Annotated in this window: 17 protein-coding genes and 1 other annotated feature; of the genes, 10 read left to right on the top strand and 7 right to left on the bottom strand. The window is 38.3% G+C overall.

From position 1 onward, the window contains the following. The first annotated feature begins 183 nt into the window (after nt 1-183). The 9 genes from LJD61_RS16735 (at nt 184) to cysS (ending at nt 9,802) form a co-directional block, all read left to right on the top strand. A complete protein-coding gene (locus LJD61_RS16735; RefSeq protein WP_255228696.1) occupies nt 184-2,115 on the top strand; it encodes a tetratricopeptide repeat protein in 1,932 nt (643 codons plus the stop codon). A gap of 443 nt (nt 2,116-2,558) precedes the next feature. Further along, nucleotides 2,559-3,239, top strand: coding sequence for a glycosyltransferase family 2 protein (locus tag LJD61_RS16740; protein WP_255228697.1), 681 nt, complete (start codon nt 2,559-2,561; stop codon nt 3,237-3,239). A 19-nt stretch (nt 3,240-3,258) separates the two neighbouring features. Next, nucleotides 3,259-3,600, top strand: a complete 342-nt coding sequence (locus tag LJD61_RS16745) for a DUF2304 domain-containing protein (RefSeq protein ID WP_255228698.1) — start codon at nt 3,259-3,261, stop codon at nt 3,598-3,600. Next, nucleotides 3,601-3,948 (top strand): DMT family transporter, encoded by a 348-nt coding sequence (locus LJD61_RS16750; RefSeq protein ID WP_255228699.1) that lies wholly within the window; start codon nt 3,601-3,603, stop codon nt 3,946-3,948. 11 nt (nt 3,949-3,959) lie between these two features. Next, nucleotides 3,960-5,219, top strand: coding sequence for an ArnT family glycosyltransferase (locus LJD61_RS16755; RefSeq protein ID WP_255228700.1), 1,260 nt, complete (start codon nt 3,960-3,962; stop codon nt 5,217-5,219). Then, nucleotides 5,191-5,883 carry a response regulator transcription factor gene (locus LJD61_RS16760; protein ID WP_255228701.1) on the top strand — a complete coding sequence of 231 codons (693 nt, stop codon included), beginning with the start codon at nt 5,191-5,193 and terminating at the stop codon, nt 5,881-5,883. The genes LJD61_RS16755 and LJD61_RS16760 overlap by 29 nt, the downstream gene beginning before the upstream one ends. Continuing rightward, nucleotides 5,876-7,204 (top strand): sensor histidine kinase, encoded by a 1,329-nt coding sequence (locus LJD61_RS16765; RefSeq protein ID WP_255228702.1) that lies wholly within the window; start codon nt 5,876-5,878, stop codon nt 7,202-7,204. The genes LJD61_RS16760 and LJD61_RS16765 overlap by 8 nt, the downstream gene beginning before the upstream one ends. Before the next feature lie 261 nt (nt 7,205-7,465). After that, complete coding sequence (locus LJD61_RS16770) at nt 7,466-7,978, top strand: helix-turn-helix domain-containing protein (RefSeq protein WP_255228703.1); 513 nt, start codon at nt 7,466-7,468, stop codon at nt 7,976-7,978. A 411-nt stretch (nt 7,979-8,389) separates the two neighbouring features. Continuing rightward, nucleotides 8,390-9,802 carry a cysteine--tRNA ligase gene (gene cysS, locus LJD61_RS16775; RefSeq protein WP_255228704.1) on the top strand — a complete coding sequence of 471 codons (1,413 nt, stop codon included), beginning with the start codon at nt 8,390-8,392 and terminating at the stop codon, nt 9,800-9,802. Between the two features lie 95 nt (nt 9,803-9,897). Here the strand turns inward: cysS and LJD61_RS16780 are convergent, their stop codons facing one another. Both LJD61_RS16780 and LJD61_RS16785 read right to left on the bottom strand, forming a co-directional pair. Continuing rightward, nucleotides 9,898-11,283: a sodium-dependent transporter gene (locus tag LJD61_RS16780; protein ID WP_255228705.1), complete on the bottom strand. Its 1,386-nt coding sequence runs from the start codon at nt 11,281-11,283 to the stop codon at nt 9,898-9,900. A gap of 65 nt (nt 11,284-11,348) precedes the next feature. Then, nucleotides 11,349-11,620: a binding site (T-box leader), on the bottom strand. Nucleotides 11,621-11,751: 131 nt separating this feature from the next. Continuing rightward, the gene (locus tag LJD61_RS16785) at nt 11,752-12,426 is read right to left on the bottom strand and encodes a uracil-DNA glycosylase (protein ID WP_255228706.1); all 675 of its coding nucleotides are present in this window, start codon (nt 12,424-12,426) and stop codon (nt 11,752-11,754) included. A gap of 183 nt (nt 12,427-12,609) precedes the next feature. Between LJD61_RS16785 and LJD61_RS16790 the strand changes: the two genes are divergently transcribed. Further along, the gene (locus LJD61_RS16790; protein ID WP_255228708.1) at nt 12,610-13,674 is read left to right on the top strand and encodes an NlpC/P60 family protein; all 1,065 of its coding nucleotides are present in this window, start codon (nt 12,610-12,612) and stop codon (nt 13,672-13,674) included. A gap of 298 nt (nt 13,675-13,972) precedes the next feature. Here the strand turns inward: LJD61_RS16790 and LJD61_RS16795 are convergent, their stop codons facing one another. The 5 genes from LJD61_RS16795 to LJD61_RS16815 form a co-directional block, all read right to left on the bottom strand. Continuing rightward, nucleotides 13,973-14,524: a helix-turn-helix domain-containing protein gene (locus tag LJD61_RS16795; protein ID WP_255228710.1), complete on the bottom strand. Its 552-nt coding sequence runs from the start codon at nt 14,522-14,524 to the stop codon at nt 13,973-13,975. 26 nt (nt 14,525-14,550) lie between these two features. Beyond that, entirely contained in the window at nt 14,551-15,141 is a 591-nt protein-coding gene (locus LJD61_RS16800; RefSeq protein ID WP_255228711.1) for an HD domain-containing protein, read from the bottom strand. Between the two features lie 193 nt (nt 15,142-15,334). Next, nucleotides 15,335-16,117 (bottom strand): ABC transporter permease, encoded by a 783-nt coding sequence (locus LJD61_RS16805; protein WP_255228712.1) that lies wholly within the window; start codon nt 16,115-16,117, stop codon nt 15,335-15,337. 5 nt (nt 16,118-16,122) lie between these two features. Continuing rightward, the gene (locus tag LJD61_RS16810; RefSeq protein ID WP_255228713.1) at nt 16,123-16,926 is read right to left on the bottom strand and encodes an ABC transporter permease; all 804 of its coding nucleotides are present in this window, start codon (nt 16,924-16,926) and stop codon (nt 16,123-16,125) included. Further along, a complete protein-coding gene (locus tag LJD61_RS16815) occupies nt 16,923-17,900 on the bottom strand; it encodes an ABC transporter ATP-binding protein (protein ID WP_255228714.1) in 978 nt (325 codons plus the stop codon). The genes LJD61_RS16810 and LJD61_RS16815 overlap by 4 nt, the downstream gene beginning before the upstream one ends. Nucleotides 17,901-18,171: the final 271 nt, after the last annotated feature.

Below are 18,171 nucleotides of genomic sequence, written 5' to 3' on the forward strand. Positions count from 1 at the left end.
TTTATTAGTGTCTCATGATGTATATAAAATCAAAAGGATTATCCCATATATTTTTTATAAATATAACCATGTCACAAAAAACAAATTATAAATATTTACGTATAAGGAAATGGATGGTAATGATATCAGGGAATATAATTAACTGATATATAATTAAAAGTAGCTTCAGGGGGAATTAATGTTATGAAAAAGGCAATAAAAATTGGTAAGATTATGCTGATTGTTACTTTAATATGGGCTCTAGCCTCTTGCTCAAGTGGTGTGCCGGCAGCAAATACTGTTGTAGGACCAAGCAAGGAAAGCGTTGCCATGCTTAATGAAGCAGCAATGCTGTCTGGTTCGCTTAAATATAAAGAAGCAAGAAAGCTGTTGCAGGATAAATATGACATTATCAAGGATAACGATATGGCACTAAATACATATGGATTTATGGAGTTTCATATTTTCAATAATTATGAAAAGGCAGATGAATTGCTCCAAAGGGCCATAAAGTTGAATCCGAAAAACCCTAAACACTATATAGGAATGGGATGTGTCTATGAGGCAAAGGAAGAGTACAAAAAAGCTATAAAACACTATGAGAAAGCAGTAAAAAACACTACTAACTATGAGAATCTACCGCTCAATCCAGAACAAGCCGATTTATACACAAATATCGGGAATAGTTATCTAAAACTAAATGATAGAAAAAAAGCTGTAGAAGCGCTAGAAAAAGCATCAGAGAAGAATCCCTTCAACATAGAAGCAAATGCGATGCTGCATAAGCTTTATGTTGAAGCAGGATCATATGAAAAGGCTTATAAAATATGGAAAAGCGATAATCTAATAGATGAAAGCGGAGACCATGTATATAAAGGAATATTAGAATGGAATAAACTTTATAAGGCTGCAATTGAGGATAAAGATAATATGACACATCTACAAATGGCCGAGCTTTATGCGAATCTTGTTCTTTATGATGAAGCAGCAATAGAATATAAAAAGGCTTTAGCTCATGATAAGACAAATGAGGATATCAAGAATAAGCTTTATGAGGTGGAGTTGTATCTATCTTTCAAGGATGAATTTGAGGCTTTGCTTGATACCTATTACCGAGACAGATGCATAAATGGCATGAAGGAAGAAGTAACTTTTTATAAAAGAATTAAACCGGCCTATGAAAAAATGGCTGGCTTATTTCCTCAGATAAAAGATAATACAGGAAACACTTCTGCGTGGATTGATACGCTGAATAATGAAATAGAAAAGAAATTCCACATTAGGATTGTTAATATAAAAGCAAACGGAAGTATGCTGGGAGCGCATTTTGGAAGGATTATAGACAGTTCTATGATACATTCTGCTTTATGGGGGAAAGAAGCAGATTTAAAGGTTATCACACTTAAAAACATGACAAGCAACGGACTGGATTATTGGAGATCAATGAAAAATGGAGGAGTAGGAGGCTGGAGCATTAGTCCGACAGAGATTGTCAAGGTAATACAAGACAATGGATATAATAATACGCTTCGAGTGGCTTCCTTTTATAATGAAGCTGCAAGAGAAGACATCATAAAGAAATATGGGGGCGCACAGGCAGACAAAGAGGAAAGAGAACCCTTACAGTTATATTTTTCACCAAATATTGCATTCCAGTTTATCACTAAGCAGATAGCTATCGAGGCCGAAAGGGCAAAGGCCAAAGGTATATCTGATAATGAATTGCAAGGCTGTCTTTTTAATAAGCTTGAAAAGGATTATAATATAAAATCAAATATTATCCATGAGAGCCAGCATTCCATTGATAACAGCACCGGATTTAAATCTAAATGGTCAGGTGAAACTGAATACAGGGCTAAGCTTTCGCAGTTAGCCTACGGAAATATGCCATTTATTTGCCTGAATGAGTTTTATGATTCTACTATTGGTATGGAAATAAATAATACGCATACCAAGGCAAATACACAGATCTTTAAGGATATAGTTCAATATGTATATGATAATAATGGCAAATTTCCGCAGATAGATATCAAAAAGAATATCTTGGCTCAACTTACTAAACTAAGTGATGATGACTTAAAAGGCGCAGCTATTGATATATTTGAAAAAAACTTTTCTTATGAAAAGTACATGTAGTTACTATGCACGACGGTTAGGCGGTTATATAATTGACGAGAAGTATTTTATGCCAAGTATAGCCTTTAACGGAAATGAAATATTGTATTTGCTTATTTGTTTGAAAATAGGTGTAATATAAGAGCAGATGACGAAAATCTCAAATATAAGCTTTTAAACATTCCAGATGACAACAGTAAAAAACAATACATGTCTCAGGAGGACATATAATGTGTTTAATGCGTTATATATAGATATGATATTATAGAAAAAATAAATGTACAAAAAAGTACACATCTGGGATAGATATCAGTGTATAAAGTCCAGAGCACCATTGAGTGGGAATGCTGGACTTTTATTTTATTTACAGATATCTTTCGAAATTCTTAATAATTTACGAGGAGATTCTTTAAAAAGTTATCCTACAATAGGGAGGTAGAAAAAATTAGAGATGAGGTAGCGGTATGAAGGTTATGGTCGTTGTGCCCGCTTATAATGAAGAAAAAAATATCTATAAAGTGGTTGCATCAATCAAAGAATATCACCCGGAAATCGATGTGGTTGTCGTTAATGACGGCTCAAAGGATAATACATGCTTTGAGGCTAAAAGAGCAGGAGCCTTTGTTATTGATCTTCCTCAAAATCTTGGAATAGGCGGAGCGGTTCAGACAGGGTATCTATATGGCAAAAGAAATGATTACGATGTGGTCATTCAAATCGACGGGGACGGACAGCATGATCCAAAGGATATTTCAAGGCTTGTTGAGGTCATTGAAAATAAGGAAGCCGATATGGTAATAGGCTCAAGATTTGTTGAGCAAACGGAGTATGAATCAAGCAGTATGAGAAAATTAGGCATCAATTTTTTCTCCAGGTTTGTCTCATTTGTTTGCAAGCAAAATTTTTATGATACAACTTCGGGCTATAGAGCGGCAAACAGAAAAGTTATAGAGCTTTTTTCAACATATTATCCTAAGGATTACCCGGAGGTCGAGACAATAGTTTATGCCATAAAAAGAGGAATAAGAATAAAGGAGGTCTCTGTTGATATGAATAAAAGGCAGGGAGGGAAATCATCAATAACTCCTCTGAAATCAGTGTATTATATGATAAAGGTAACAAGTGCGATTTTGCTTCAACCATGATATATGAAGAGGTGATCTTATGAATGCGTATATATATTGTTTTATTCTATCGCTATTGTTTTTAGCGGCAGCGTTATACTTTTCTAAAACAAGGGTTTTGAATTTCAAATATAGTGTTTTCTGGATATCTATAAGCCTGATACTGATAATGCTTTCACTGAATAAAAGGCTTACGGAAAAGATGGCCGGTCTTGTGAACATTTCCTATGCTCCGGCCTTTTTGTTTGTGACCGGAATAGTGTTTGCTTTCTTTTTGATCTTCTACCTGACGATTACCATATCTTCCCTTCAGAATAAAATAACCAAGCTGGTTCAAGAGATAGGGATCATAAAAAGCACTAAGGGAAACGGTGATTCATAGATGATATATTTTTTGCTTGCTGTGAACATAATACTTTTAGTCCTCGGACAAACTTTATGGAAGATCGGGTTGTCCGATACGGCATTGGAGCTTAGCTTTAACGGAGCTTTAAGGTTGTTGCTGAATCCATATATCCTGGGAGGTTTATTGATCTATGGAGCCGCAACTGCAATATGGCTGTATATACTCTCTAAGGCTCAATTATCGGTGGTCTATCCACTTCAAAGCCTTTGCTATGTGGCTGCGGCGGTCATTGCATTGATAGTTTTTAAAGAAAACATACCCTTGACCAGATGGATAGGAATAGCCGTGATTATATTCGGAGCATATTTAGTATCAATTAAATAGGAGATGAAAAAGTGTTTAGTATAAAAAATGAAGAAAAATGGGTTAAAATAAGCCTTGCTATGATTATATTTGTATTCTTCGCTGTTAGCCTATACTCCGTATTGATGTATGGAAACGCTAATTATCTCGGAAGTTTTGATAAAATGGACAATGATGATGTAAAATATATAAGGAGTGCTTGGGAGCTTCTCGACAATGGAAATTTCATATATCATAAGGTTGATGAGCCCACGGTTTTTATAATGCCCGGACTGACCTTCATGCTTGCCTTTTTTATGAAGCTCTTCGGAAAGTATGGAGGGATAACGGCCTTCAGGGTCTTTCAGGCAGTGCTGCAGGGGTCATCAATGTATTTGATTTTTTTGATCGGCAGAAAGGTTTTCAACAGCAAAACTGCGCTTATAGGATGTATTTTGAGCGTCTTTTATATGGCCGAATATTACGCACCGACCCTTATTTTAACTGAAACAAGCTTCAAATTTTTATTGCTGCTGCTGGTATATCTATCGATTTATGCCATTGAAGAGCGCTCTCCCTTATACTATATTGCCGGCGGGCTTGTGTGGGGCCTGGCCTGCCTCATAAGGCCGACGGTTGCGGCATATCCGGCTGTAATTCTCATCATGTGGATTATCAAGAAGTATAAAATATCGGACATGGTTAAATTCACAATCATTACGACTTTTGTATTTGCAGCAGTGATGAGCCCGTGGTGGATCAGAAACTATAAGGTATATAATAGGTTTATACCGCTTACGCTATCATCGGGGAATCCTTTCCTGCAAGGGACATATATAAACTATGATCAAAAAACTGATTATACCCCTTATGAGGTGGGAAAGACAGCGATAGAAACCGATGAAAATGAGCTTAAAACAGGGATATACAGGCTAAAGGTTTATGGCAGGAAGCATCCCATAAAATATCTATATTGGTATACGGTGGGCAAAACCTGGGAGTTGTGGAATTTCCCTTTTTATTGGAAAGAGATGTTTAATGTCTCCTTTGCCAAGGCAGCATTATATCATCATGGGATTCTCATCTTAGGACTTTATGAAGCATTTAAGCTGTTTAAAAAAGGAGAAAAGAATTTCATATTCATAGCCATAACTATTGTATTTTTTAATATCATATACCTTCCCTATTTTACATTTTCAAGATATTCATATCCGTTGATGCCGATGGTATGCCTTATTGCAGCATCCGGTGCCGCAGGAATGGCTATAAAAAGGAGGTCATATTTTGGGAAAACAAAGGATTCTGATCGTTGATGATGAAGAGGATATACGTGATTTGCTCGAGATATATTTAAAAAACGAAGGCTTTGACGCGCTAAAGGCTGTAGATGGATTGGAAGCGCTTGAGATGCTGGAAAGGGAAGATATAGATTTGATAATCCTGGATATCATGATGCCTAAAATGGACGGCATACAGGCCTGCATGAGAATAAGAAAAGAGAGAAATCTTCCCATCATAATGCTTTCAGCCAAAAGTGAGGATATAGATAAGATCCTCGGGCTGAATACAGGTGCAGACGACTATGTGACAAAGCCCTTCAATCCCCTTGAGGTCGTTGCCAGGGTTAAATCTCAGCTCAGAAGATGCAATATGCTGAGGAGCACTGCACCTAAATCCGATGAGGAGATCGAGATCGGAGGCCTTATAATCAATACAGCGACCCATCAGGTCAAGGTCGATGAAAGGGAGATAAAGCTGACGCCCACTGAGTTTTCCATCCTTGAATTCCTTGCCAGAAACAGGGGAAGGGTTTTGAGCACGGAGACAATCTACGAAAGGGTCTGGAATGAGCCGGCCTATGAATCGGAGAATACGGTTGCAGTCCATATAAGGAATATCAGAGAAAAGGTGGAGATAAATCCAAAGGAGCCGAGATACATTAAGGTTGTATGGGGGGTAGGCTATAAAGTTGAGTAAAAAAACTGAGCCGGGCAAGGTAATAGTAATCAACGCCGGGGTTTTAAAGGTGCTTAAAATATTGCTCAAGCTCCTTATAAGCCTTGTATCTGCTATTGCAGGAGGAGTTGCTGTCTCATTTTTTGTGCCATATTACGAGTATGGTGCCTATGGAATGTTGAACAATTATTCTATTTCCGGTGCTGTAACGTTTGTGATAATATTTTACCTTATGTTGAGAAAGAAGCTGCTTACGAGGATTTTCACCGGCATCGGCAGATTTAATCAGAATTATATCATGAGGAGTATAGGTGTTGAAATATTTGTCGCTAACATAAACAGCTTTTTAATAGCTATAATTGTATTTTGGATATCCGGTTTCATCGGAAAAAATATTATCACTGCCTTGATATGGGCTGTTTTTGCCTATTATGTGGTGCTGCAGCTTTTGACGAGGAAGAAGATAGGATATATTAGAGAGATAGCGGACGGCATTCTGGAAATATCAAAGGGAAACCTGGATTACAAAGTAGCAGAAATGGGAAATGATGAATTGAGGATACTCGCTGAGAACATAAATAAAATGTCCGTGGAGCTGAAGAGAAAGATCGAGGACGAGAAGAGGGCGGAGCAGACTAAGAATGAATTGATAACCAATGTGTCCCACGACTTGAAAACGCCTCTTACAACCATCATCGGCTACCTTACCTTGGTAAAGGATAAAACCTATGAGAATGAAAAGGCCATGGATGATTATATAGAAAAAGCATATTCTAAATCTTTAAAGCTTAAGAAATTGATCGAGGATTTATTCGAGTATACAAAGATTTCAAACGGAGTCATAAAGGTCCATAAAAGCGATGTAAACCTGGTCGAGCTTATGGAGCAGCTTCTGGGCGAAATGTCTGTGATCGCAAAGCAAAACAATCTTTCCATCGAAAGCGATTATTCGCATCCTGAAATAATAGTAAATATTGACTCGGATCTTATTGCGAGGACCTTTGAAAACATACTTTCAAATGCGATCAAATATAGCTATAAAGAATTAAGCGGTAAAATATTGGTCAAGGTTGTTAAAGATGACAGCAAAGCAACTATAGTTGTTGAAAATCAGGGAGATACCATTCCCACAGAAATTCTGCCTCTCATATTTGAAAGGTTTTATAGGGTTGATAAATCAAGAAGCTCAAAAATCGTCGGCTCCGGCCTTGGGCTTGCAATATCCAAAAGCATAATAGAGCTTCACGGAGGAACAATATATGCGGAGTCGGAAGCGAACAAGGTCAGGGTGTGTGTTGTCTTGAATGAGACTTCATTCAGAGGGGGATTCAATCCTCGCTGAATGTTAGTCGAGTCCATACAAGGTGAATTGTCCCGCAGGGGCAAGAGAAGGTGCCCCGGGGCACTGTACTTAGGCCGGGTTAGTTCAGTGTTAAATATATAGTCAGGCTTTCTATTTGCCTCTCATAATGTAAACTTTAATGAGTTAGTGTCAAGCAAATAAAGGGATGCAACTGCCAGTTGCGTATGTTCAAGGTTCAGTTGGTAGAGCGCAACCGCATATTTTAGTATGATAGAGGCATAAATTTGATGGAGGTTTATTATGACTATAGGTGAAAAAATACAACAACTTAGAAAGCAGAATGGGTTATCGCAAGAGCAATTAGCAAATGAACTTAATGTTTCGAGACAGGCTATTTCCAAATGGGAATTGAATGATTCTGTCCCGGAACTAGATAAAATTGTGTCGCTAAGTAAAATTTTCTCTGTATCAATAGATGATTTGTTGAGCAATGAAACAAATCATAGCAGCATCAACTCAAACAATAGATATTCAGATGCTGATGTATTTTCCAAAATAGTTCGTATGATTAAAACAAAAGGGTATCGCACTGGTTATTTATTAATAGGATGGGGACTAATTGCTTTGATCATGATTGCATTCGTGGGCTTTTCATGGTTCAGAATGATGAACCCATTCGGAACAGTAGAAAGTATATTCCAACTTCCAGTAGATATGCTTACACCATTTTATTTTATAGGATTTATTGGAGTAATAGCAATTGCTGTTGCTATTACTGGGATTGTTATTGTTATTAGAGGTAAAAAGAAATAGTACTCATGATTATGAGTATAAAATAAAATTTAATTAATGCATATGATTCTTTAAAAGATAAACCGTGTATAAGCATAGCTTTATGCAAAGCTGCTTATAATATTTAAAATATGTATATCAATTTCATACAATTGGTTGTATAATGAATATATACTGTTTTTAGGAGGTTTCTCAGGATGATGTGTTGTTGTTGCTGTTTATTAACTAATTCAATATTGTTATATGATAATAGCAACAAGTCTGCTTTTTTTGAGATAACCTTATAACTTATATCAGGATTATTAACTGCAGGTTTATTGTCTGCAGTTTTTTATTATCCATAGGAAAGTATGGATTAAAGAAAGACTTCCTTGCTATAGAATGTTTTCGAAGGAAGCATTTCTTATTTTTTATAAAATAGGAGGAGAGGGTATGAAGTTTTCAGTTTATAACACTTTAACAAGAGCAAAGGAAGAAATAATACCGGTAGAGAAAGGCAGAATAAAATTGTATACCTGCGGGCCTACGGTGTACAATTATGCCCATATAGGCAACCTCAGAACCTATATCTTTGAAGATGTCCTTAAAAAAGCCATGGAGTATACGGGCCTGGAAGTCCGGCACGTCATGAATATAACGGATGTAGGACATTTAGAATCCGATTCGGATACAGGGGAAGATAAGATGGCTTTGGGAGCCAGCAGGGAAAAGAAAACCGTATGGGAAATTGCAAGATTTTATGAAGAGGCTTTTTTAAAGGACTGTCGGCTTCTCAATATAGCAGCGCCTACAATCGTCTGCAGGGCTACGGAGCATATCGAAGATATGATCAAATTCATTCAAATACTGGAGCACAAGGGCTTCACTTATATAGCCAATGGCAATGTTTACTTTTCGATAGAAAAATATCCGGACTATGCCAGGCTTGCGAACCTAAGCATGGAAGAGCTTGAGGCAGGAAGCAGAGTTGAAGTGGACCCATTCAAGAAAAATCCTCTTGATTTTGTTTTGTGGTTTACAAACTCAAAGTTCTCGAACCAAATAATGCAATGGGAGTCACCCTGGGGAAAAGGCTTCCCGGGCTGGCATATCGAGTGCTCTGCCATGTCCATGAAGTATCTGGGCGAAAGAATAGACATACACTGCGGAGGAGTGGATCATATCCCTGTGCACCATACCAACGAGATAGCTCAATCGGAGAGCGCTGTAGGGCATAAGTGGGTAAACTATTGGATGCACGGAGAGTTTCTGGTAATCGATAGCGGGAAAATGTCAAAATCAAGCGGAGATTTTCTGACCCTTTCAAGGCTTATTGAGGAAGGATACAGCCCTTTGGACTACAGGCATTTTTGCCTTCAATCGAGATATAGAAAGCAGCTTGTATTCAGCTTTGAAAGCCTGAAAGAGTCTCAGCGGGCTCTTAAAAAGCTGAAGAGCAGGATTAAAAATATAGTTGAGAGCCAAAGAGATGATGAAATACCGGATATGAGCAAAGTAAAAGAATACCAGGACAGATTTGCTGAGCAGATAGCCGATGACTTGAATATAGCAAACGCCTTCACGGTGTTATCTGAAGTCATTAAGAGCGATATACTGAATAATAGGGAGAAGATTTACTTGATAGAGGATTTCGATAAAGTGTTTTCTCTAAATCTCACTGCAGCTGAGGAAATAAATGATAGTGATAATATTGATGAAGAATATATTGAGGCGCTTATACTTGAGAGAAATAAGGCAAGAAAGGAAAAGGACTGGGCCAAAGCGGATGAAATAAGAAATACCCTTTTGGAGAATAACATTGAGCTGATAGATTCAAAGGATGGCACAACGTGGAAGGTCAAATGATATAAGCCTCCATGGAGAAGCATTATGCGAAAGGCCGGAAATCAGGTTATTATTTTGCCTGTTTCCTGCCTTGCTGCAAATGCAGAGAAATTCATTTAGAGCTTGATTATTCCTATGCAATTTAAGAACACAATTATTAAAAGTGCAGGTGTTACATATCTCAAAATATTTAAATATGTTTTGATCATGCCTCGATTATTAAGTGTTCCATGGTTTGAAAGTTCATTTTCGGTATCTTCTCTATTTGCAATATATCCTACAAATATGGATATAAGCAGTCCGCCTATAGGCATGAGTATATTCGAAGATATGAAGTCGAACAGGTCGAAGAATCCTTTACCGGCGATTACCACGTTTCCGAAGATGCTTTCCGGATGTACTGTCAGTATCCCTATCAAAAGAATGATTCCGGAAGTAAGAAGCACAGCTTTATTCCTTGACATTTCTTTTTCCTCGATAAAATAAGCCACGGGAACTTCCAGCAGAGACAGCATCGCCGTCGTAGCTGCAATAGATGTAAGGAAGAAAAATGCTGTAAGCAGCAGATTACCAAAAGGTATCTTTGAAAATACCAGAGGTATGGTTTTGAATAGCAATCCGGTTCCCGCTCCGGGCTCCATTCCGAAGGTGAATACCACCGGGAAGATTGCTATGCCTGCAAGCAATGAAACTATAGTATCCGATATGGCTACCTTTGCGGAAGTCACAAATAAATTATCCTCTTCCGTGAAATAACTGCTGTAGGTTATCATAGTGCCCATGCCCAAAGAAAGCTTGAAAAATGCCAGACCCAGGGCAGACAAAATGACAGAGGGAGAAAGTTTGGAGAAATCGGGCTGGAATAAGAATTTAAGGCCCGGAACTGCTCCTTCTAATGTCAATGCACGTATACCACAAATGATTATCAATACAAACAATAAGGGGAGCAATGTTTTCGTTATTCTCTCTATACCCTTTCTGACACCGGCTATAATTATTATAGAAACTACGGCCATAACAATGACCTGCCATACGAATGGGGATACAGGTCCTCCTACGGCGGCGTCAAATTGTTGGTTGACAGTTGCCGCAGCTTGCTCCATGGATTGGGATGCCAGAGCGGCAAAATCTCCCTTTAGGGTTTTAAACACATAGGAATATACCCATCCTGCCACACTGCTGTAAAAAAACATGATTAAAAATGACGAAATAACACCCATAAAACCTATGGATTTCCAAAAAGGCTTCGCCTTTAGCTCCTTGAATGCTCCTACAGCATTTTTCCTTGTCTTTCTTCCGATGTAAAATTCCGATATCATCACGGGCATACCCACCAATAATATACAAACCAAATAAGTAAATACAAATGCGCCACCTCCATTGGCACCCGTCAGATAAGGAAACTTCCATATGTTTCCTAAGCCCACTGCAGAACCCAGTGTTGCAAAGAACACTGCGATGCCTGATGAGAAAGTCTCCCTTTTTCTTTTGCTGTTTTCCATTTTTTGTCCTCCTTTTTGTCTTTTTTTGATATTAAAAAATCTCCCACTCCCAGTGATTTAATTATCACAGGGATGAGAGATATTTCTCATGGTACCACTCTGTTTTACGTCAGATTCACATCAAACGCCTCTTCAGGTCGACGGAAAAATCCGTTAACCATAGCCGTATAACGGCGGCTTATGTGCATGCGCACATTCCGTCAGCATCTACTCGTATATTACTTTTGATGCTGCAACTCCGGAGCGATATTAGAAACTTGTTTAACATTGACTTCCACCTAATGCCAACTCTCTGTAGCTAAATTGAAGTTCTTTTTGTCTCCATCAAAGTATTTCTGTATAAAATTTCATTGTTAATGAATATAATATATCCCTAAAATAGAAATGTCAACATTTTTTTGAGAAATGTCGACATTTTACGATATATTTATTCAAATATTTCTTTAAGAGCATTAGGGGGTCATTCTTTTAAATATTTTCAATCTGCCAGTCAATAGGTTCCTTCCCTATTGAAACCAGGAAATCATTGGTCTTGGAAAAGGGTCTGCTCCCGAAGAAGCCTCTATGGGCAGACAGGGGGCTGGGATGCGGTGCTTTTATTATGTAATGCTTTGGGTTATTTATTATACTTATCTTTGATTGTGCATTGCTTCCCCACAATATGAAAACGATGGGATCTTCCCTGTCATTCAGCAGGCTGATTATTTTATCTGTAAAGTGTTCCCATCCCATGTTCCTGTGGGAATTTGCCTGGCCTGCTCTGACTGTCAGCGCAGTATTGAGAAGCATGACTCCTTGATCGGCCCATTTCTTTAAATAGCCGTTATTGGGGATATAGCAGCCCAAATCGCTGTTGAGCTCTTGATATATATTGATGAGGGAAGGAGGAGCCTCTACACCCGGCTTTACAGAAAAGCTCAGCCCATGTGCCTGGTTAGGGCCGTGATACGGGTCCTGACCCAGTATGACGACCTTCACTTCGCTATAAGGCGTATAGTGCAAAGCATTAAATATATCATACATATCCGGATATATTTTTCTTGTCCTATATTCACTTATCAAAAATTTTCTCAGCTTTAAGTAATAATCTTTTTGTAATTCATCTTCCAATAAACCTTGCCAATCATTTTTAAATATTTGCATATAAATCACCCTAATAGATTATATCATAAAATACGGAGGAACACTAAAGAGTAACATATAAGAATATGTATGGAATAATAAGGAAAACACAAAGAGCAAGTTTTATGATATTATGTAAACATTGAATATGTGAGTGAGCTGCAACTTTATGTAATGGCTTCGCTAGAAAGGATGGCGCAACTTATGAATAGAAGAGTTGATAAGTTTAACTTGATTTTTATTTTTATGCTCATCACTATTGTGATGATGGCCGCAGTTACATATGCCGATTCAGCTTTGGCACAAAGTGATCCGGACATTCCGAGCGGCTGGGCAAAGGCAGAAATCGACAAGGCTAAAGAAATTGATCTCCTTCCGGAGAAGCTTCAAGGCAAATATGCAAGCAATATCACGAGAGAAGAATTCAGTGAGGTTGCCGTGAAATTATATGAAGCCTTGAGCGGCAAAAAAGGTATATTGCCAGAAGAAAACCCCTTTACTGATACACAAAGCACGAATGTCATAACAGCAAGCGCTTTAGGAATAGTGCAGGGCGGAGGAGAAGGGGAATTTGGGCCCGATGACATGATAACCCGGCAGGAAATAAGTGTTATGCTATACCGTACATTGCGAGCTGCAAAGCCTGAATATAATTATTCAGATATGTATGAATACATATTCGAAGACTATAATATGATTTCATCCTGGGCACGGGATGCTGTAGGTTATTTATACAGCGTCGGAGTCATAAATGGAGTTGGCGACAATCTGTTTAACCCCGGGGGAAATACGACTACAGAAGAAGCGATAGTCCTTGCAAAAAGAATGCACGATAAAGTTTTAGCCTCCAAGAGCAGCTTGGCTGTATCACGAAGCGGTGTAAGCAGGCGCGGAACTGCTTTAAGATTAAAGCTGGAAGAGCTCATAGCTAAAGAGATGGGCAAGCCCTATAAGTGGGGGGGAACAGGGCCTAACAGCTATGATTGCTCCGGCTTGGTGTATTCGCTGTTTGGCAAGCTTGGCATATCCCTGCCGAGAGTGGCAAGCTCTCAGGCGAAGGCTGGGACTTATGTGCCCAAACAGGATTTAACATATGGAGATCTGGTGTTCTTTGCAAGAAATGGGAAGACCATAAATCATGTAGGAATATATGTGGGAAATGGCGAATTTGTTCATGCTCCCCAAGCAGGAGACGTGGTGAAGAAAACAGCATTCACTTCGGGATATTATGAAAAGGGTTATTATACAGCCAGAAGGGTTATCAACTAAAAGGCCTCCAAATTAAAAGAAGAGGCTGTTGCAAAATTCCAATTTTGCTATTCTGAGCACAGCGAAGAATCTTTAAGACATTGCAACAAAAAGATTCTTCAGTCGCTTTGCTCTTTCAGAATGACAGGTTGAACGCGTTATGCAACAGCCTCTTTCAATATATTGCAATATTTTATACTCCCATATAAGCAAATACATAGAAGTTAATTTAACTCGTTGTGGTAGTTGATAACAAGTATAAAGCTTCAAGGCTAAGTCCAGTGAAATACTCTTTTATCAACTACCACAACAGATCAATTTAACTTGGATAGTAATTGATCAAAATAGCCTTAACCGTACAGTCTCCTGTATTGATGTAAGTATGCGGATTTGCGGAAAAGAAGCAGATGGAATCTTCCTGACTCAAATTATATTCATTCTCACCGGACTTAAGGCATAGGCTGCCTTCCAATACAATAAGATATTCTTGAGATTTTTCGGAATGCCCTACAGAAGCATACTCTGTTCCGGCGTCAAGCTCTATCATGAATAGTTCAAAATTTCGCCTTGGAGTGCTGTTATAGTATCTGAAAATCCGGTAATGTCCGTTTAAATCTTGCTGCTCCTTTCTCTGGTCCCGTGAAATGAATTCCGAATCATTTTCCTGCTCATCAAGCAAAACAGTATATGGTACTTTCAGGCCGTTTGCAATTTTCCACAGCATGTTGATGGTGGGATTTGAATCACCTTTTTCGATTTGGCCCAGCATTACTTTGCTGACGCCCGACAGCTCTGCCAGCTGTCCTAAGCTCAGGTTTCTCTCCATGCGAAGCCGTTTCAGATTTGCTGCGATTATTGCGTTTAAATTCATTCAAGGACCCCCTATTATAATAGAAATTAAAGAATCAAATCGTTCATTGCTTTATTCACAGACTCCTCGCAGGATCTCATTGCCAATATTGTTTTTTCAAGAAGCTCATCTAAACTCCACTCCAGCATAGCGGCTCCATTTTCTATGATATCCCGGGAGCAGCCTGCTGCGAATTTTTTATCTTTAAATTTCTTTTTCAGGCTGGAAAGCTCAAGGTCCATAGCACTTTTTGAGGGGCGCATTCTTACAGCCGCACCGATTAAGCCGGTAAGCTCGTCGACAGCATATAATATTTTCTCCATAAAATGGTTGGGCTTCATATCCACGCATATGCCGTGGCCATGGCTGCAGATAGAATATATCATTTCTTCGCTGATATTTGCTTCCCGCAGCAATTCCTGAGCTTTAACACAATGTTCATCCGGGAATATTTCATAATCAATATCGTGAAGCAGCCCTACAATCTCCCAATATTCGGATTCATTTGCATATCCATGGTTTTCGGCATACCACCTCATCACGCCGGATACAGTCAGTCCGTGCAAGATATGGAACGGATCCTTGTTATACTTCATAAGCAACTCCAAAGCTTCGGCTCTTGTGATCGTGCTTGTCATTATAATTTCCTCCAATCATTTATACTTCTTCAAATAAATTGCCTCAGCGATATCCTTCATAATATCTGCTTCCATAGCCAATGGAAATAATTTTCTATTGAATGTTAGATATATTGTACGTTCGTTAAATATATTTGTCAAGGGTTCCTGAGCATCGGGGATGGTTCTTTTTGCTTTCCGATGTTTCTTTTAATTATGAACCTGTTGATTTATAATGCTTAACACCTAAAGTCCATATGAGAATGCAAGGGATTATAAAAAGCATTCCCAGAAGAGGAGCAAACATATATATAAGCTTATTTTCCTGAGCCTTGTCCAATACAAACATGAGGGGAAGGTAATTTACTGTTCCGAAGGGAATAACAAAGGTAAAGAATTTTCTTACCCATTCCTTATATATGCTTAATGGATATTGTGTCATTTCCCTGCCGCCGTCCGTAAAGATATTAACCACCTCTATGCCTTCTATCGTCCAAAAGCATAGGGTAGCGCCGAGCATATATATTCCTGCAAAAATAAAGATTCCGCTTATTATCATGAGTATTAAAGTTATTGCCTTATATGGATCCCAAGCAATATTGATATTAACTAATGAAAAAATCAGTACAATGATGCTTTGTGCAAGACGTCCTATCCTTGTAAATTCAAATTTTGACCCTAAAACTTGAAGGATTGTTGTACGCGGCCTGACCAGAATCCTGTCAAAGTCGCCATTAATGATCAAGGAGGAAAAAGAGTCGAAACCCCTTGCAAAGCACTCACTTAAGGAAAAGGCTATATGAACGACGGAATAACATAAGGCTACTTCATAAAGTGACCAGCCGGCTATATTAGGAAACCTTTGAAAAAATAAAAATATAGAAACAAAGACTAAAAAGGGTACGAAAAACTGTCCTATGGAAAGAAGGATAAAGGAGGTCCTGTATTCCATTTGGCTTTTAAATAATATTGAGATATATCTTAAGTATAGCTTCATCAGCATCAACCCCCTTGGATTATTACTCTTCTTAAAGCTTTTTTCATCCAGAGCTTTCCTAAGGTTATGAGAAGAATTATCCATAGGATTTGAACACCAATGCTGAGCACGGCTTCCTTTATTCCTATGTTCCCGGCATAGATCCTGAAGGGCAAGTCGGAGGAATATCTGAAGGGAAGCAGGTATACCAGCCTTTTTAAACCGTCTGGCATCAACGGCACCGGAATGATTAAACCGGAAAAAAACTCACCAAATGTACCCATAATCAATAGAGAGCCGGTTGGAGACATGGTGTAAAAAATAGATATATAAATCAGCATGGAAATTGCTACAATTAAAATCAGGCCTAATGTCAAGGTGATTAGAAATAGTATGAAGGATGTAAAACTCGGGGGTAAAGAAAAATTATAGGGATAGGGCAATAATGAAGCTACAATTATTATGGGGAAGCATCTGAGAGCTGCCCCGGAGAGCCTTTGAGCTATAAGCTTCGCATACCATAAATTATATAGGTCTGCCGGTCGGCAAAGCTCATAAGCAATGTTGCCGCTGGTTATAAGATTTATAAGCTCGGTATCCCTATACCATAACATAATAAAAACCAGAAAGCTTTGCTGCAGCCATAATACCTGAATCAATTCCCTTAAGGATATGGGCTGGGAAGCCGTTGTACTGTTATAAAAGGCTTCAAAAATCATTATGAACATGAAACCCCAAAAGAATTGAGTACAAACCCCGGCCAGCGCTGCAACCCTATATTGCAATCCCTTCAGCAATCGCATTTTAAATAAAGAGTAATAAGCCTTCATATCTGATATTCCTTATATAAGTCAACTATAATTTCTTCAATCGGCCTGCTGTCCACAGAAACATCAATGATATCCAGTTTATTTGATAACAGGCCTATAACCTCTGACACTTTAATCTTATTTAAATCCACAGATAATGATAGTCTTTCCCTGGATTTAGATAGAATGGTTGTCCCTTCAATATCTATATCCTCATGGTTTTCAGCAAAATAAACGGTTAAGGTTTTATGAGTCACATATTTATTTTTTAAATCTGTCAAATTGCCATCAAGCAGGAGCCTGCCCTTTCCTATCAGTATTATTCTGTCGGCCAAAGCCTCAATATCGTTCATGTCATGGGTTGTCAATATAACAGTAACCTTTTTTTCTTTATTTATGGTTTTAATGAAATTGCGCACTGCAATTTTAGAAACCGCATCAAGCCCTATTGTAGGTTCATCAAGGAACAAAATTTTAGGACTATGAAGCAAAGAGGCAGCAATTTCGCATCTCATTCTTTGACCAAGGCTTAATTGGCGCACAGGAGTCGTCAATAACCCAGATAAATCCAAAGTTGATGTCAACAATTCAAGATTATTTTTAAAATCTTTATCCGGAATTTTATAGATATCCTTAAGCAAATTGTAAGAGTCAATTACGGGAACATCCCACCAAAGCTGAGAGCGCTGGCCGAAAACTACACCGATATTCTTAACATGCTTGATTCTATTTTTCCAGGGAGTGTTGCCAAGGATATTGCATTTACCGCTGTCAGGGACTAAAATTCCGCTTATGATCTTAATTGTAGTTGACTTGCCTGCACCATTAGGCCCTATGTAGCCTACTATTTGGCTTTCATCAATTTTAAAAGAAATGTTCTCTAAGGCTTGAACTCTGGAATAATCAGGTTTGAACAAGGATTTTAATGCGGCACCGACACCGGCTCCTCTTTTTGCAACCTTAAAGCTTTTACTCAAAGCTTCAACTTCAATCATTTTCTCCCCCCATCCTGCCTGTATTTCACAAATAAATATAGCAATATATGATATTAAATTCAAGTAAATTATGACGGTTTTTGATATTATATAGATAGTATGAAATTTAATCTGTTGCGGTAGCTGATAAAAGAGTATTTTGTGAAGAGGCTTAGAGTTTGTTAGCGAAGTATAGGAAAAGCTGCGTCAACTGTTTGAGCCTATATGCTGTTAAATCTAAAACTCTCATAACTTACTTGAATTTTAACAGTAATGACAAGCGCTGCATGCG

The organism is Lutispora saccharofermentans (assembly GCF_024363565.1).
Classification (GTDB): domain Bacteria; phylum Bacillota; class Clostridia; order Lutisporales; family Lutisporaceae; genus Lutispora; species Lutispora saccharofermentans.